General features: G+C 64.6%; 18 protein-coding genes and 1 tRNA gene. 6 read left to right on the forward strand and 13 right to left on the reverse strand.

Annotated features, from left to right (window positions below; translation table 11 throughout):
- Positions 1 to 111: 111 nt before the first annotated feature.
- The 3 genes from rpsA to aroA all read right to left on the reverse strand — a co-directional run bounded on the left by rpsA (position 112) and on the right by aroA (position 4011).
- A complete protein-coding gene (gene rpsA, locus CS1GBM3_RS16215; protein WP_072396541.1) occupies positions 112 to 1833 on the reverse strand; it encodes a 30S ribosomal protein S1 in 1722 nt (573 codons plus the stop codon).
- A 211-nt stretch (positions 1834 to 2044) separates the two neighbouring features.
- Entirely contained in the window at positions 2045 to 2680 is a 636-nt protein-coding gene (locus CS1GBM3_RS16220; RefSeq protein WP_072396543.1) for a (d)CMP kinase, read from the reverse strand.
- On the reverse strand, positions 2677 to 4011 hold the full coding sequence (aroA, locus tag CS1GBM3_RS16225; protein WP_072396545.1) for a 3-phosphoshikimate 1-carboxyvinyltransferase: 1335 nt from the start codon (positions 4009 to 4011) through the stop codon (positions 2677 to 2679). Before aroA ends, CS1GBM3_RS16220 begins: the two co-directional genes overlap by 4 nt.
- 206 nt (positions 4012 to 4217) lie before the next feature.
- On the opposite strand from aroA, the gene CS1GBM3_RS16230 reads away from it, so the two are divergent.
- Both CS1GBM3_RS16230 and CS1GBM3_RS16235 read left to right on the forward strand, forming a co-directional pair.
- The gene (locus tag CS1GBM3_RS16230) at positions 4218 to 4604 is read left to right on the forward strand and encodes a TIGR02300 family protein (protein ID WP_072396547.1); all 387 of its coding nucleotides are present in this window, start codon (positions 4218 to 4220) and stop codon (positions 4602 to 4604) included.
- Between the two features lie 133 nt (positions 4605 to 4737).
- Positions 4738 to 4813, forward strand: a tRNA-Ala gene (locus CS1GBM3_RS16235).
- 146 nt (positions 4814 to 4959) lie between these two features.
- Here the strand turns inward: CS1GBM3_RS16235 and CS1GBM3_RS16240 are convergent.
- Both CS1GBM3_RS16240 and CS1GBM3_RS16245 read right to left on the reverse strand, forming a co-directional pair.
- Positions 4960 to 5277 (reverse strand): hypothetical protein, encoded by a 318-nt coding sequence (locus CS1GBM3_RS16240; protein ID WP_139247951.1) that lies wholly within the window; start codon positions 5275 to 5277, stop codon positions 4960 to 4962.
- Between the two features lie 98 nt (positions 5278 to 5375).
- Positions 5376 to 5717: a cupin domain-containing protein gene (locus tag CS1GBM3_RS16245; protein WP_072396550.1), complete on the reverse strand. Its 342-nt coding sequence runs from the start codon at positions 5715 to 5717 to the stop codon at positions 5376 to 5378.
- Positions 5718 to 5856: 139 nt separating this feature from the next.
- On the opposite strand from CS1GBM3_RS16245, the gene CS1GBM3_RS16250 reads away from it, so the two are divergent.
- Complete coding sequence (locus CS1GBM3_RS16250) at positions 5857 to 6255, forward strand: YbbN family protein (protein ID WP_083567686.1); 399 nt, start codon at positions 5857 to 5859, stop codon at positions 6253 to 6255.
- Between the two features lie 45 nt (positions 6256 to 6300).
- Here CS1GBM3_RS16250 and CS1GBM3_RS16255 read toward each other — a convergent pair whose 3' ends face one another.
- The 3 genes from CS1GBM3_RS16255 to CS1GBM3_RS16270 form a co-directional block, all read right to left on the reverse strand.
- Positions 6301 to 7020, reverse strand: a complete 720-nt coding sequence (locus tag CS1GBM3_RS16255) for a class II aldolase/adducin family protein (RefSeq protein ID WP_072396551.1) — start codon at positions 7018 to 7020, stop codon at positions 6301 to 6303.
- A complete protein-coding gene (gene mtnA / locus CS1GBM3_RS16260) occupies positions 7017 to 8120 on the reverse strand; it encodes an S-methyl-5-thioribose-1-phosphate isomerase (protein WP_072396552.1) in 1104 nt (367 codons plus the stop codon). The genes CS1GBM3_RS16255 and mtnA overlap by 4 nt, the downstream gene beginning before the upstream one ends.
- 249 nt (positions 8121 to 8369) lie before the next feature.
- Positions 8370 to 8900 (reverse strand): adenine phosphoribosyltransferase, encoded by a 531-nt coding sequence (locus CS1GBM3_RS16270; RefSeq protein ID WP_072396554.1) that lies wholly within the window; start codon positions 8898 to 8900, stop codon positions 8370 to 8372.
- Between the two features lie 124 nt (positions 8901 to 9024).
- On the opposite strand from CS1GBM3_RS16270, the gene CS1GBM3_RS16275 reads away from it, so the two are divergent.
- The gene (locus CS1GBM3_RS16275) at positions 9025 to 9435 is read left to right on the forward strand and encodes a hypothetical protein (RefSeq protein ID WP_072396555.1); all 411 of its coding nucleotides are present in this window, start codon (positions 9025 to 9027) and stop codon (positions 9433 to 9435) included.
- A 99-nt stretch (positions 9436 to 9534) separates the two neighbouring features.
- Here the strand turns inward: CS1GBM3_RS16275 and CS1GBM3_RS16280 are convergent, their stop codons facing one another.
- From CS1GBM3_RS16280 to CS1GBM3_RS16295, 4 genes are all read right to left on the reverse strand, one after another.
- Positions 9535 to 9732, reverse strand: coding sequence for a CsbD family protein (locus CS1GBM3_RS16280; RefSeq protein WP_072396556.1), 198 nt, complete (start codon positions 9730 to 9732; stop codon positions 9535 to 9537).
- A gap of 160 nt (positions 9733 to 9892) precedes the next feature.
- A complete protein-coding gene (locus tag CS1GBM3_RS16285) occupies positions 9893 to 10066 on the reverse strand; it encodes a DUF1328 domain-containing protein (RefSeq protein WP_020084680.1) in 174 nt (57 codons plus the stop codon).
- A gap of 196 nt (positions 10067 to 10262) precedes the next feature.
- Positions 10263 to 11072: a quinoprotein dehydrogenase-associated SoxYZ-like carrier gene (locus CS1GBM3_RS16290; protein ID WP_072396557.1), complete on the reverse strand. Its 810-nt coding sequence runs from the start codon at positions 11070 to 11072 to the stop codon at positions 10263 to 10265.
- Between the two features lie 115 nt (positions 11073 to 11187).
- Entirely contained in the window at positions 11188 to 11904 is a 717-nt protein-coding gene (locus CS1GBM3_RS16295; protein WP_072396558.1) for a thermonuclease family protein, read from the reverse strand.
- 412 nt (positions 11905 to 12316) lie between these two features.
- Between CS1GBM3_RS16295 and CS1GBM3_RS16300 the strand changes: the two genes are divergently transcribed.
- Complete coding sequence (locus CS1GBM3_RS16300) at positions 12317 to 14608, forward strand: AsmA family protein (RefSeq protein ID WP_072396560.1); 2292 nt, start codon at positions 12317 to 12319, stop codon at positions 14606 to 14608.
- A gap of 240 nt (positions 14609 to 14848) precedes the next feature.
- Positions 14849 to 15193, forward strand: coding sequence for a hypothetical protein (locus tag CS1GBM3_RS19985; protein WP_072396562.1), 345 nt, complete (start codon positions 14849 to 14851; stop codon positions 15191 to 15193).
- A gap of 76 nt (positions 15194 to 15269) precedes the next feature.
- Here CS1GBM3_RS19985 and CS1GBM3_RS16310 read toward each other — a convergent pair whose 3' ends face one another.
- Positions 15270 to 15620 carry a hypothetical protein gene (locus tag CS1GBM3_RS16310; RefSeq protein WP_072396564.1) on the reverse strand — a complete coding sequence of 117 codons (351 nt, stop codon included), beginning with the start codon at positions 15618 to 15620 and terminating at the stop codon, positions 15270 to 15272.
- Between the last annotated feature and the right edge of the window lie 67 nt (positions 15621 to 15687).

The raw sequence follows: 15687 nt of genomic DNA on the forward strand, positions 1-15687 counted from the left end.
ACCCCTGGGCTTGGCCAATCCATGGCGCGGGGAGCGTAAGCGCAGAAAAAATGCGCGGGGCTTCCACCCCGCGCATCCTTTTCACGTCTCGGTAACCGTAAGCGCCAGCGCTTACTCCTCGTCGCCGGCCTCGGCGTCGCGCTTCTTGATCGCGGCCTTGAAGATGTCGCCGAGCGAGGCGCCCGAATCCGACGAGCCGTACTGAGCGACAGCCTGCTTCTCCTCGGCGATCTCAAGCGCCTTGATGGAGACCTGGATGCGCCGCGCCGCCTTGTCGACGGAGAGAACGGCCCCGTCCACCTTCTGGCCGACGGTGAAGCGCTCTGCGCGCTGCTCCGAGCGGTCGCGCGACAAATCCGAGCGCTTGATGAACGTCGTGATGTCGCTGTCGGCTATGCGCACCTCGATGCCGTTCTCCTGCACCGCGACGACCTCCGAGGTCACCTGGTCGCCCTTCTTGTACTTGCCGAGCGCGTCGGCCGGGTCGCCGCCGAGTTGCTTGATGCCGAGCGAGATGCGCTCCTTCGAGCTGTCGACATCGAGCACCGCCGCTTTGACGGTGTCGCCCTTCTTGTAGTCCTTGATGACCTCGTCGCCCGGCTTCTGCCAGTCGAGATCCGACAGGTGCACCATGCCGTCCACGCCGCCGTCGAGGCCGATGAACAGGCCGAACTCGGTGATGTTGCGGATCGGGCCTTCGACGACCGAGCCCTTCGGATGCTGCGCAAGGAAAGCATCCCACGGGTTGTCCTGGGTCTGCTTGAGGCCGAGCGAGATGCGCCGCTTCGCGGGATCGACCTCGAGGATCTGCACCTCAACCTGCTGGCTCGTGGAGACGATCTTGCCAGGATGAACGTTCTTCTTCGTCCAGCTCATCTCGGAGACGTGGATCAGGCCCTCGACGCCCGGCTCGAGCTCAACGAACGCGCCGTAGTCGGCAATGTTCGTCACCGTGCCGGTGAAGCGTGCGCCGATCGGATACTTGGCCTCGATGGCCGACCACGGATCGGACTGCAGCTGCTTCATGCCAAGGCTGATGCGCTGCGTCTCGGGGTTGATGCGGATGATCTGCACCTTGACCGTGTCGCCGACGTTGAGGATCTCCGACGGATGGTTGACGCGGCGCCAAGCCATATCGGTGACGTGCAGGAGGCCGTCGATGCCGCCGAGGTCGATGAACGCACCGTAATCGGTGATGTTCTTGACCAGGCCATCGATGATCTGGCCTTCCGCGAGGCGGGCCACGATGTCGGCGCGCTGCTCAGCACGCGTCTCTTCGAGAACCGAGCGGCGCGAGACGACGATGTTGCCGCGACGGCGATCCATCTTGAGGATCTGGAACTGCATGGGCTGATGCATCAGCGGGCCGATGTCGCGCACCGGGCGGATGTCGACCTGCGAGCCCGGCAGGAACGCCACGGCGCCGTCGAGGTCGACCGTGAAACCGCCCTTGACCTTGTTGAAGATGACGCCCGTGACTTTCTCGCCCTTTTCGGAAAGCTTCTCGAGGCGGGTCCAGCTCTCCTCGCGGCGTGCCTTGTCGCGCGAGAGAACAGCCTCGCCGAGCGCGTTCTCGATGCGCTCGAGATAGACTTCCACCGTATCGCCGACCTTGATATCGCCCGGCTTGCCGCCAACGCCGAACTCCTTGAGCGGCACGCGGCCTTCCATCTTGAGGCCGACGTCGATGACGGCGAGGTCCTTCTCGATGCCGACGACCTTGCCCTTGACGACGCTGCCTTCGAACACGTCGTCCTTGGCAAGGCTCTCGGTAAGCAGCGCCGCGAACTCATCGCGCGACGGGGTGTAGTCTTTGCTGATCTCGGTGGACATCAAAACTCCTGGAAAGTGGATTGAATGGCGGATGTGCCCGCTGGCTGCTCGCGGGAGCAGTCCGGCAGGCGCGAAGTGATCGAGCCGCGAGCCCCGCCGAATGCGCATTCGCGCACGCTCGGGCGGTCCTCAACCGGCATGAATCTTGTGATCTGTCTCCGGCGCCGTCGCGATGGGCCTCAGGCCCGCCAGCAAAAATTGAGACGCTGTATCAGCGTCCCGGTTGGCCGATCTTCCTCTTGATCAATCCAACGGCGGCGTCGAATGCGGCTTCTATACTCAAGTTGCTGGTGTCTAGCAACATCGCATCGGTCGCGACGACCATGGGCGCGTTGGGGCGCCCCGCGTCCCGGGCATCCCGCGTCAGGATGTCGGCGAGCACCGTTTCATAGGCAACATCCATGCCGAACGCCTGAAATTCGCTAAAGCGGCGCCTGGCCCGCACCTCCGGGCTCGCAGTCACGAAAATCTTAACATCCGCCTCGGGGCAGACCACGGTGCCGATGTCCCGGCCGTCGAGCACGGCTCCGGGCGGCTGGCGGGCGAAATCGCGCTGATAGGCCAGCAGGGCCGCCCGCACCTCCGGAATGCGCGCCACGATAGAGGCAGCGTCCCCCGCCACCGTCCCCCTGAGGCCGGGATCCGTGAGCGATACAGGATCGAGGCCTCGGGCCGCCGCGACGGCCGCCCAGGTGTCGTCGAGCCGAAAGCCTCGGCTCCTCACATCGCGGCCCACGGCCCGGTAGAGCAGCCCCGTGTCGAGACAGGCGAAGCCCAGATGCTCGGCGAGCCGCTTGGCGAGCGTACCCTTGCCCGAGGCTGCAGGCCCATCGATGGCGATGATCATGCCGCGCCCTCGCCGAACCGCGCGCCGATCTGCTCCATAAGCGGGCGGAACTGCGGGAAGCTGGTCGCGATCATGGCTGTGTCGTCCACGTTCACGGGCTTTGCACTCGCGAGCCCCATGACCAGAAAGCTCATCGCCATGCGGTGATCGAGATGCGTGGCGACCGTCCCCCCACCGGGAACGCTGCCCGTGCCGTGCACCGTCAGCGTATCGCCGTTGATGTCCGCCTTGACGCCGTTCGCGACGAGACCGGCCGCCGTTGCCGCCAGCCGGTCGCTCTCTTTGACCTTCAGCTCCGCGAGCCCGTCCATGCGCATGGCACCCCGCGCGAAAGCAGCAACGACCGCCAGCATCGGATATTCGTCGATCATCGAAGGGGCCCGCTCAGCCGGCACCGTCACGCCGGAAAGCTCGGAGAACCGCGCGCGAATGTCGGCGATCGGCTCGCCGCCTTCCTGCCGCAAGTTGAGGAAAGACACGTCCCCGCCCATCTCCTTGAGCGTCGTATAGAAGCCCGTGCGCGTCGGATTGACGAGCACGCCTTCGATGGTGATGTCGGAGCCCGGAACGATCAGCGCCGCCGCGATGAGAAACGCCGCCGACGAGGGATCGCCCGGCACCGTCACCTCGCGGCCCTCGAGTTCAGCCTCGCCCTTGATCGTGATCCGCGTTCCGTTTCCGTCCGCCGCCGTCGTCACCTCGGCACCGAAATGCCTGAGCATGCGCTCGGTATGGTCGCGCGTCGCCTCGGGCTCGATGACAGTGGTCTCTCCCGCCGTACCGAGCCCCGCGAGCAGGATCGCGCTCTTGAGCTGTGCTGACGGCACCGGCAGCGTGTAGGTGATCGGCACCAGCCGCGACGTGCCGCGGATCGTGAGCGGCAGCCGGTCACGCTTCTCCTCGACCTCGAGCCCCATTTGTTTGAGCGGTCCGAGGACCCGCGCCATCGGCCGCTTCGACAGCGAGGCATCGCCGACGAGGCTGACCGAGACATCGTGCGGCGCGATGACGCCCATCATGAGCCGCGCACCCGTGCCCGAATTTCCGAAATCGATAGGCCCGGCCGGCTGGGTGAGCCCACCCGTGCCGCGGCCCAGCACCTCCCAGACATCGCCGGTTTTCTGCGCCGGCGCCCCGAGCGCGGTTACGGCCCGAGCGGTGTTCAGCACGTCCTCGGACTCGAGCAGACCGCGGATCAGCGTCCGGCCGCTGGCCAGCGCCCCCAGCATCAGCGCCCGGTGCGAGATCGATTTGTCGCCCGGCACCCTAAGGGTGCCTTTGAGCGCACATGAGGAAAAGGCTGAGAGCGGCGCGGGATCGGCGTGTGTCACAGGGTGCTTCGTCTGAACGATGCGGCGAGCGGCCGATGACGCCGGCTCTCGCGATTTGCGGGAAAGTCCCGGGCATAGAGCCGCCGGACGCGGGGGCTGTCAACGCCAGGCGGACGGAATGGGTGCTGCCTTGCGGATTTCGTTTTGACAGCCGACATGTGCTGTGGCAGACCCCGCTATCCCAATTTTGACTGTGAGCAATAGCCATGGCGACGAAGCAAGCGCGCGGGACGAAGCGTACCTGCCAGAGCGGCGAATGCGGCGCTCGGTTTTACGACCTCAACCGCAACCCGATTATTTGTCCGATTTGCGGCTCGATCTATGAGCTGGCATCGTCTCCGCTGGCCCTAGCGGCGGCTGTGGGCGAGGAAAAGCCAAGCCGGCGCGGCCGCAAGGCCGATTACGGCGAGAAGGCACCGGTCGACGCGACCGCCGAGGGCGCGGACGACGAGGCGCTGCCGGACGTCGAGGAGGATGGCGAGGCCATCGGCTCCGACGAGGACGAGACCTTCCTCGAGGAGGAAGAGGAAGAGGGCGGCGATGTGTCGAACATCATCGGCGGCCCGGTCTCCGAAGGCGACGAAGAGCGCTGAAGGGCTGTGCCACGCGGCACCGGTTTTTCGTGGGGCGGGCGTTAACTTCCCGCTTGCAGTTTTGAGACGATCGGCCTAATGAGCCGGTCTCCGAGGAGGCCTCAGGGCCTCCTGGCAAAGATCCCAAAGGTCAGGGGCCATAGCTCAGCTGGGAGAGCGCTTGCATGGCATGCAAGAGGTCAGCGGTTCGATCCCGCTTGGCTCCACCAATTCCCAAGACCGATTTCCAAGAAATTTTCTGAAGTAGTACGCCTACGCATTGCGGACGACGTCGAGCGCGGCGCAACCGTAACCCGCCGCCTGACCTGCGCGGGCAGCGTCGCCGGGCCGGAAGGAATCTGCAATAGCGGAGGAATCAGCCGTCCGAGCGCAGGGCGGTCGTGGTACGTAGTGTTCGCAACCCTTGCGGCGCGGGCCTACGCTGCATCTGAGGGCTCTGCGCCCCATCTTTCTCGTTCCGGCTCCAGAACAGACGATCCGTGAATGTCAGCACGTCCACGCCGAGCGTCAAAAGCGGCGCCACGAGCAGATAGAGGATCTTGGTGTCGGCACGGCACTGACCCCACTCGTGGCGTGCGATCCATAGCGCCCGGGCGATATAGAACACGATCAATGCCAGGAGCAGGACGGAGCCGGAGAGCAGAAAGGAGAAGTCAGTCGTTTCGTCAGCCACCATCAACACCGCAGTCAGTCATTACAGTTTGATGCAAATGTAACATCTAAATTGCGGATCGCGTTCCCCTTAATTTTCCCTACGGGAACGATTGTGCCTCACGGCTTGCCCGGTGGCAGCTCATCTCCGCCCGCCGTGTACGCCGGCGGGAGATAAAAGTTCAGCGTCTTCAGATCCGTGCGCCCGGTGTTGCGAATTTCGTGCGTGTCGCCGCGCTGGATCAGGACCAGCGTGCCGGCCTCGAGCGGATAAGTGTTGCCGTTGACCACCGCTTCTCCGGCCCCGCTCTCGACGTAGAGCCACTGGTCCGCCCCGCCGTGGAGATTGTCCGGCCCACCCTCGCATCCGCCAGGCGCTATGACCATTGTCGCCGCCTGCGAGCGAGCGTCGCCCACGAGCACGTGAAATCCTCTCTTGTAGGCAACTGAAGCACGCTTCATGGCGATCCCGGGCTAGCGGATGAAGGGAAAACGCCTTGCGCGGACCGATGGTTCGTGCGCTCGAATTTACCCTGTCGACCGGATGCCGGTTCCGGCAGTGGATCGCTGGCCCCAAAGCTGCATTTATGGGGCCATGCGTATGATCTCGTATGTGAAAGTCGCGTGCGCGTGCCTCACCTTGGGACTGTTTTCGTCCGGAGGGGCTGTCGCGCACGGTGACGGCGGCCTGTTTGGCATCGGGGCCGCGCCGACCGGCGTCGAGCTGATCGCATTCGAGGCCCCAGGGTGCGCCTATTGCCCGATCTTCCGCCGGGACGTGGCGCCGTCCTATGCGGGAACGCCGGCGGGGAAGGCGGCGCCGTTGCGGTTCGTTGATTTGAACGATCCCGCCGCCGAAAGCCTCAAGCTTGCAAGCCCGGTAACGCTGGTGCCGACGCTGGTGCTGGTCCGTGACGGCGTCGAGATCGGTCGCATCGCGGGCTACGTCGGCCGCGAGAACATGCACCATATCCTGGCCACCATGCTGCCTGCGGAATGACCGCGCGCCGGATGTGGCGCACGGCCTTCGAACGCACATGTGCCGCTAGTTGTGCGCGTGCTGCCCGTAGGTCTTGAACCGCTCGAGCACGACCTGCATCTCTTCCTCCGGCAGCACGACCGGCGGACCGATGGCGAGGATCTTGGTGTACTGCTCCGCCAGCACTTCGACGTCCTGCGCCAGCTCCAGCGCCTCCGGAAGCGTCTTTCCGAGCGCGATCGCGCCATGGTGCGCCATGAGGCACGCTTGGCGGTCTGCGAGCCCGCGCGCAACGTTGGCGGCAAGCGTGTCGCTGCCGAACGTCGCATATGGGATCACCGGGATGTCGACGTTGCCCGCCACCGCGACCATGTAGTGAAAGGCCGGGATCGACCGGCCGGCGCACGCCAGCACCACGGCATGCAGCGAGTGCGTGTGCACGACGGCTCCCATGTCGGGCCGCTGCTTGTAGGCCGCGAGGTGGAACTGCCACTCGCTCGACGGCTTGTTCTGCTTCTTCCCCACCGTGCCGTCCTTTGCGACGAACACGATGTCCTGTGGGGTGATGTCCTCGTAGTGAAGGCCGGTTGGCGTGATCAGCATGCCGCCGTCGAAACGCGCCGAGACGTTGCCCGTGCGTCCGGGTGTGAGCCCGCTGCGGCTCATGGCGCGCGCCGTTTCGACGACGAGCTTGCGCAGCTCCAGCTCCTCGCGGAGCTTGGCCTTGCCCGTCACCTTGCGAGATTTGCCGCTTTTCTTGTTTTTTGTTTTTACGCCTTTACTCATGCCGCCGTCTCACGTCGTTCCGGATACAAAGAAAGAAGCCCGTTGCGGGTCGCTGGCGCGACGCCGCGCTCTGTGATGAGGCCGGTGACCAGCCGCGCCGGCGTGACGTCGAATGCCGGGTTGGCCGCGGCGGTTCCGGGCGCGGTGATAGCCACCGACGCTACACATCCGTCCGCATGCTGACCATACATATTGAGCACTTCGTCCGCTCCCCGCTCCTCGATCGGTATGTCGCGTCCGGAGGCGAGCGTCCAGTCAATCGTCGAATATGGTAACGCGACATAAAACGGTACGCTGGTGTCGTGCGCAGCGAGTGCCTTGAGATAGGTCCCGATCTTGTTGGCTACATCGCCATTGGCGGCCACGCGATCCGTGCCGACAATGCACATGTCAACCTTACCATGCTGCATCAAGTGTCCGCCTGCATTGTCCACAATCAACGTATGCGGCACGCCGTGGCTCTTGAGCTCGAACGCTGTCAGCGCTGCGCCTTGGTTGCGCGGCCTCGTCTCGTCCACCCAAACGTGGACGGCGATGCCGGCATCGTGCGCTTGATAAATCGGAGATGTCGCCGTGCCCCAGTCGACACAGGCGAGCCAGCCAGCGTTGCAGTGTGTGAGGATATTGATGGGTTCGCCCGGCGCTTTCGCTTCGGCAATGGCGCGGATGAGCGCGAGCCCGTTTTCTCCGATGCGCCGGCACGTCTCGACGTCGTCATCTGCGATGGCCTTTGCCTTGGCCCACGCCGTGGCCGCGCGCGCATCGATCGGAAGCGGAGCGACGGTGACACGCACCTCCTCCAACGCCCAGCGGAGGTTGATCGCCGTCGGCCGTTGTCGCGCCAAGAGCGCAATCGCATCGGCGAGTGCTTGATCGGAGGCATCGGCGCGAAGCGCCAGCGCCAGCCCGAAGGCCGCCGTCGCGCCGATCAAGGGTGCGCCCCGCACCTGCATCGTGAGGATCGCGCGCGCTGCGTCCTCCACCGTGCCGATCGTCACCGTCTCGAACCGGTGTGGCAGCTTCGTTTGATCGATGATGACGACCTCGGCGTCGTTCGCGCTGGGCCAGATCGTCCGGTAGGGCGTTCCGTTGATCTTCATGACCAAGCATCTCAAGTGCTAATCGAGGCCACCCATCGGGGGTGGCGCCAGCGGGATGTGGATCGTTTCGTCCAGCCCGCACCCTGCGCAAGAGAGTTGGTACCACTCCGCATAGGGACGGGCCGACCGATCCACAAGTGAGAGTCCGGCCGAAGAGCAACGCGGACACGTACAGTCCGCTTCCTGATCATTGCGCCATCGCGCGATGACGTCCAGGGCTTGTCGAAGCTCGTCGGCCGAGAGTGCCATTCAATGGCCTTCGAAAGCGACCAGGGCATGACAGGCGATGTCGTGGCTCTTGAGCAGCGCCAGGCCGCCGAGGTCGGGCAGATCGATGATGAAGGTCGCGCCCACGATTTCACCGCCGCTGCGCCGCAAAAGCTTGACGGCAGCCTCGGCCGTGCCGCCGGTGGCGATAAGGTCGTCGACGATCAGGATGCGCTGCCCAGGCTTGAGCGCGTCCTCATGGATCTCGATGACGTCGATCCCGTATTCGAGCGTGTACTCCTGCCCGATGGTCTTCCACGGCAGCTTGCCCTTCTTGCGAATGGGAATGAACCCGCAGCCGAGCCGGTCGGCAATGGCCCCGCCGAGGATAAACCCCCGCGCCTCGATCCCCGCAACCGCATCGATAGGCGTGCCCTGAAACGGCTCGGCCATGAGCGTGATCGCCGCCTTGAGGCCCTGTGCATCGCCAAGCAGCGTCGTCACGTCCCGGAACAGAATTCCGGGCTTTGGATAGTCAGGAATAGTACGAATCAACCCCTCAAGCGCGCTCACGGACACCTCCCGGCCAAAATCGCGGGGCAACTTAACAACAAGTCGTGCCGGGGAACAGAAGGTGCGCACAGGGAAAGCGCCCACGCTTCTGGCAGCAACTCCCTGTATTTTTTAGGTGTAAAAAATGAGTGATGTGCATTTTCCGCTGACTGCGGACGCAGACTTTGACGACCTTCCTCGAACAGTCCGGCGCGAGAAAGAGGCGCGCGCAAGAGAAGCCCGGGCTGCTCGGGAGCGGGCGCGCCGCGATCACGATGAGGAGGCGCGGCTCGAGCCGACATTCGGCGATCTCCCGTCATACCTGTCGCGGCAGAGACCGAGTCCGCCCGCCTATGGCGATGAGCCGATCGCAGCGGCGGTGCAGCGGTTCGACGTGTCGTTCCTTCACCTCGTTACCTTCTTTTTCAAGGCGGCCATCGCGGCAATTCCGGCGCTGATCTTTCTGGCGGCAGCCCTCTATTACATCGGCAAGGGCGTGGCGATCTTTTATCCGGATCTTGCAACCATGAAGATCTTGATCGCCTTTGGCTCCTGATCTCTCTCGCGTAAAAAAGCGCCGGCGAAGAGGGTTCGCCGACGCTGAAGTTTTCGAATGCCCGGCTTTAATGCCGGATCTTTATTTAGGTTCGGGTCATCAAAGCGAGTTCGACCAGTCGTCGAGCTCCTTCTTTGCCTGATCCTTGGCGTATCCATAACGCTCCTGGAGCTTGCCCTCGAGCTGCTCGCGGCGTCCGTTGATAACGTCGAGGTCGTCGTCGGTGAGCTTGCCCCACCGCTCCTTGACCTTGCCCGAGAACTGCTTCCAGTTACCTTCAACGCGATCCCAGTTCATTGCGAACTCCTTCTCTTGGGTGGATGGAACGTGCGTAGTGAACGGGTGCCCGAGCTGTGCCGCGCATAACTTGCTACGCCGTCAATCGCGCGCGACCGGGCAGAAACCTGGGCCGGGAGAGGCAGGCCGTGCTGCTGCGAAGGCCTGCTTCTCCCTCTCGTCACGCTCGGCGAATAAGGCCAAGGACGAGCGAGATCACAAGGAAGACAATGGCCACCCAGAACAGAAGCCGCGCGCCTTCCATTGCCGTGCCGGCAACTCCGCCGAAGCCCAGGAATGCGGCGACGAGCGCGACCACGAGAAAAACAACGGCCCAATGCAAGAGATTGCCCATTTAGAACTCCCGAGCGTTCGTCGTTTATTGTTTTGTCGCCTGATCGCCGTACGCAATTGCGTCAGCCATCAAGGCGTGGGCGCTGCACAAAATTGAAACGAATTGTCAGCACCCTAGGTGCCAAAAAAACGCCGGTCCCAAAATTTGGTTCCAGGACACGGAATACCGCGAACGGGACTTTGCGGAGAAAAGCGCGTCAGCCTGCCGGGCCAATCGGGAAGCGGCTCGTCCACTGCGAACCGTTGGTGTCACGGGCGGTCATGGTGATCTCGCCTGCACCGTTGGTCATGAAATCGAAGACGATGGTCGGATTCTGCGCCAGCGTGATCGATCCGGTCATCTCTAAGACGACCGCGTCGCCCTGGCGCGCCTCGATCCGCTCCACCATGAGCAGCGGAATGTAGAGCAGCGTGACCGGATCGAGCACCATGCCCGTGTGATTGGGATGATTGAGCGCGTACCGGGCGCGGCCGACCTGGCGTGAGCCGTTGGGCTTTTGGCCCTCGCTCGCGAAATCCATCTTGCCCATGTTCGCCGCGATCTCGGCCGGATCGCCGACGGGTGGCGCCGAGCACGAAGCCTGTCCCCCGGCGAACTTGACGAGCTGCTCGGCCATGTAGAGCGCCCCGTCGTCCGCTTCCACGATGACGCGCACGTCCGATTGCTGGTCGAGACGGATGTTCGTGCCGAGATGCGCTCTGTTGCGGGCCTCGCCGAGCCGGAACACGGCTGCGACCGGCGAAGGGTTTTCATCGACGACAAACGACACCGCCTTGATCGTGCGCCCGGCCGGAAGCGTAATGTCGGCCGCGAGCGGCACGCTGCGCACGTCGTCGGGACGATAAGGCGCGGTGAGTTTTATAACGCTGCGCCCGTCCTCTATCGGCCGGTTGGCGAATGCCTCGGCGTGGATGCCGGGCCAGCTATCGCTGGCAAGTGCGGTAGTTGGCGCGCCCACAGCAACGAGCATGCACAAGAAGGCATGGAGGGCCGGACGACGGACCATGGGGCTTTCCCTTCTCGAGACCCGCGCAGCGAAACAGCAATATGCATATTACTGGCAGGACTTTCTCCTCGCCCCTGAGGGAAGTCAATCGCCGCTCCGTGCCTATTGCACCGCGCTATGGCCCTTTCGCCGGACGAAAGCCGGCTTTCGCGGCCTCTGCCTCGCTGCAGAACCAGCGCTCGCCCTTGGCGGGCTCGACGCGCACCTTGGCGTACCAGGGGCTCCACGGCATGTGATAGATGCGCCCGTTCGCCGACACGTTGCCTTTGATGGCGCAGCCTTTCGGCGCCTTGGGTTCGGCAACCTCCCACTGTCGCGCGCGGTAGGCCCAGGCCGGTTCCGCCTCGCCTTTCCAGATGCCGACTTTCGCGCGCCGCGCCTCGGCTTCGACGCCCTCATAGCGCGTCGAGTAGCGGACGAACGCCCAGGCATGCCCGGTGCGGACCATTTCGGCACTGATGTCGCGGCCGTCCGCCGCGCACCAGCCGAGGATGCGATTGTACTTGTCGCGCCCGGCCGAGTAGCAGTCGACACGGCGCCCGCCGACGAGCCAGCGGAGCTGGTCCGTCGCCGCGCGTCCGCAGGCCCAGGTGCCGAACCAGCCGCCACCGCAGGTCTGTCCGGTTTCGGGCGCGTCGATGCCTTCGAGGCGGATGCGCTCGCCGGCAATCTCGATCGTATCGCCATCGATCACGGTCGCGCGGCCGCTGATCAAGGATCCGGTGTTGCCTGGGGGAAGGGCGGCGCCCTGGGGCACCATCTGAAGCGAAAGAATCGCGGCCAGCGCAAGCGCCACGGGCCGGAGGCGGGTGGTGCGGATATGCTCACTCATAGGTTGCGGTATGCCAGAGTCGCGTGACCGAAAGCGGACCCCATCGTGACGCCATTTCGGAAATGCTGTGTTCGAATCTGTCGGCTAAGTTACGAATATTTAAAGGATTAAATACAACTCACCGCCGTGTCAGGGATATGCTCGCGAAGGTTGCGAGGGCGGCGCGAGGCCGAGTTGAAAGGTCGTGACGCTTGGGGATAAGAGGGGCCAGGAACGCACGCGAACGGCGCCGCGCTGACACAATTTCTGGCTAGGAGTTTATGCTGCGGCCGCGCCCGTTTGCGGCCGCCACGAGGTCCGGAACCTGATGACCACCAGACGACCGCCCCCGGGGCCGCCGCCCCGTTTGGACAGCTATCGCCCCTCGGACGAGCGGAGCGGCCCCCCGACGGGACCCCTGCAAGGCCATCCGATGCAGGCTCCGCCGCCGGGCTACCCGCCGCACGGGCTCCCGGGAGAGCCGTACCCGCCGAGACGCGGTCCAGGTCTTCCACCGCCGCCGATGCCCGCCCATTCGCAACGCGCTCCGGCACACCCGTATCCTGGCGGCCCGGCGAAACCGCGTCGAAAAGCAGGCTTCGGCACCATCCTGCTCTACACAGGTCTCGGCCTCGGCGCGATGGTGGCGGGCGCCGCCGCTTTCGCCGTCATGGCGCTGCCGGCTGGCTTCGTGCGCGACCGCGCCGTCGCAGCCGTGAAGGAGGCGACGGGCCGTGACCTCGTCATCGCCGGCCCGACGTCGTTCTCGCTCTTCCCGTCGCTCGCGATCTCGTTCTCCGACGTCACGCTGTCCGGCATGCCCGGATCCGGGGCCAAGCCTCTCCTGACGACGAAAAACCTCGACGTCAGCGTCGCGTTCTGGCCGCTGCTCGAGCGCGAGATCCGCGTCAACGCACTGACCCTGCGCGAACCTGAGATCAACCTCGAGGTCGACGCCGAGGGCCGCCGCTCATGGGATTTCGCCGCCGCGCGCCAAAGCTCGGGTATCAGGATGGCTCAGGCGTCCACCGGCACGGTTTCGGATGCCGATCCGGCGGCCTCCTCCGGCGCCTCTACGACGACGCTTCGCGTTTCGGATCTCAAGCTCGACAACGTGCGCGTCGACAACGGCCGCGTGACCTACTCCGACGCGCGCACAGGGCGCACATCCGAGTTCTCGGCGATCAACATGCAGCTCGCCACGCCGGCGCTCACCGCACCTCTCGATCTCGAGGGCAACGCCGCCTGGAAAGGCAAGACGGTGCACTTCAACGGCGCGCTGACCTCCCTCTCCGATGTGCTTGAGGAGCGTCCCGCCAAGCTGCGGCTCGCGCTCGGCGCCGACGTGCTCGACGCCTCCTTCGAAGGCAAGGCAACGTTTGAGACACTCTCGACCGAGGGCATCCTGTCGGCGAACACGTCCTCGGCGCGAGCCCTCTTCGGCTGGCTTGGTACCGACTTGCCGCCGTCGCGGGGCTTCGGTGCCCTGACCGCGAAAGGCCTGTGGCGCAGCGCGCCGGACAGCTACACCTTCACGACGGCCGAGATCGTGCTCGACAGCACGACGGCGGTTGGCGACATCAAGCTCGACACGCGCGGCGCCCGCCCCTTCATCGAGGCGGACCTCAAGCTTACCGAGCTCGACCTCAACATTTACGAATCAGAGGGCGACGCGCCCCCGCGCGCCGCGCCGACGGCCCCCGCAAGCTCGGGCGAAGGATCACCCCGCTCGATCGAAGACCTGATCGGGAACACGGCGCCACCAGGTCCACGCGTCAAGGGCTACACCAAGCGTGATGGATGGGATGAGGATGCGTTCAATCTTGCCTTGCTCGGAGCCGTCGATGCCAACGCGCGCCTCTCGGTCGACAAGCTCACGGTTGGCTCGCTGCGCCTCGGGCAATCGGACCTGAACGTTGCGTTGAAGAACCGCGTCATGACGACGACGCTGGATCGCGTCAGTCTTTACGAGGGCGCCGGCATCGGCACCGTCATGCTCGACGGCACGGCTGGGACGCGCGCCAACCTGGCCGTGGATGTGAAGCTCGAGGGCGTCTCCGCCCAGCCGTTGTTCAAGGACATGCTCGAAATCGACCGGCTGGCCGGCAAAGGGCGCGTCGCGCTGACGCTCGTCGGCCAGGGCACGAACCAGCGCGAGATCATCGAGACCTTGAACGGCCGCGCATCGCTCGCGTTCGCGGATGGTGCCATCATCGGCATCAACGTCCCGGAGATGATCCGCAACTTGAGCAAGGGCAATCTGGGCGGCCTCAGCACGGCCCCGACCGACAAGACCGATTTCAGCGAGATGACGTCCACCTGGACCGTGAATGGCGGCGTCGCCGAGAACCAGGACCTGAAGCTCGTGAGCCCGCTGCTGCGCCTCGCGGGCTCTGGCCGCGTCACGCTTCCAACGCGCGAGCTGGACTACACGCTGCGCCCGCGCATCGTGGCGAGCCTCGAAGGCCAGGGCAGCGCGAAGCCGGATGCAGGCGGCGTCGAGATTCCGGTCCACGTGCAGGGGCCGTGGGACAATCCGAACTTCAAGCCGGACGTCGCTGGCGCGCTCAACAACCCGAAGACCGTCGAGGCGATCAAGGAGATCGGAAAGCAGTTCAAGGGCAAGAAAACGGACGAGATCGTCAACGATCTCCTGAGCGGCGACAGCAAGACGCGCAAGGCGAAAGGCAAGGAGCTGCTGGAGCAGTTCTTGAAACAGGACTAGCGCCCAAAGGGCGAGAAGCTTACCAGCGGCGAGCCTCCGCCACGGCATCGAAATGGATGTGACGATCGAACGCAAATAATTGGTGCCGCGCGCCCATTTTTCACTTGCGACAGGGGGGCGCTTGCATCATATGAGCGGTCTCCGTTCGTCCACCTGCCCTTAAGGTCAAGGACCACAATCCCCAAACCCCCAGGTAAGGAGCGGACGGGTCACATCTGTCTGCTGGTTGGGGAGGGTCATATGGCCTTTAATGACACCCTCTTCCAATTGGGGATGGACTTGACTCGTTCAAGCCCCGCCCAAAAGGAAGATCTCGCTGCGCGCGCCGAGGGTGCTCGCGCCGCTCTTAGGAAGACGCCTGGGAACCGTGCTGGGAGCGGCAACGCCGGCCAGCACTTGAGTGTCGATATATTCGACGCACGGACGCTCGACGACATCGAGCGCGTTGAAGAAACCCTGCGCAAAGCCTTCGGCGCCGCCGAAGTGCGCGTCACCATGCAGCTTCGCGGCGCTGAGCCTGCGGGGACGGCAAAGCGCGTGGCCAGTGAGCCCGCGAAGCGTGGTAAGGCGAGGGTAGCCGCCTAGGCGCCAAGCGACACCAGCGATCAGATGGAGGCGCGTGCCGCGAGGCACGCGCCTGTTTCTGCTGACGACGAGACGATCAGGGCGCTGAGGCTTGCGTGTAGGTGGCCCGCTGGACCTCACCCTGCTCGGGGCCATCCCATTCGTAGACGGTCATGGTGTCGAACAGCATGCCCCGCTCACGCAGCGTGATGCGATCGCCAATGGCTGGAAGCACCGGAGCGGCATTGCCCACGCGAACCGCCGAGCCGTCCTCAAGCCTGACCTCGATAAAGGGATAGACGTGGCCCGTCTCGTCATTGAGCCGCCAGTCGGCGGTTTCGACGGTGCCGGCGATATGGCGCGCATCGCGGCCGGATTGATGCACGACGAACGCGCCACCGAGCGCGATGGCTGCTAAGCCAAGCGCGGTAATCACTCCACTGCGCATAAATCGATGTCTGCGGTCGAGCCGCGCGTGCGAGCTTCGCATGACCCCTCCCCCAGAGCGGTGATAG

This window comes from Hyphomicrobium sp. CS1GBMeth3 (assembly GCF_900117455.1).
Lineage (GTDB): Bacteria > Pseudomonadota > Alphaproteobacteria > Rhizobiales > Hyphomicrobiaceae > Hyphomicrobium_C.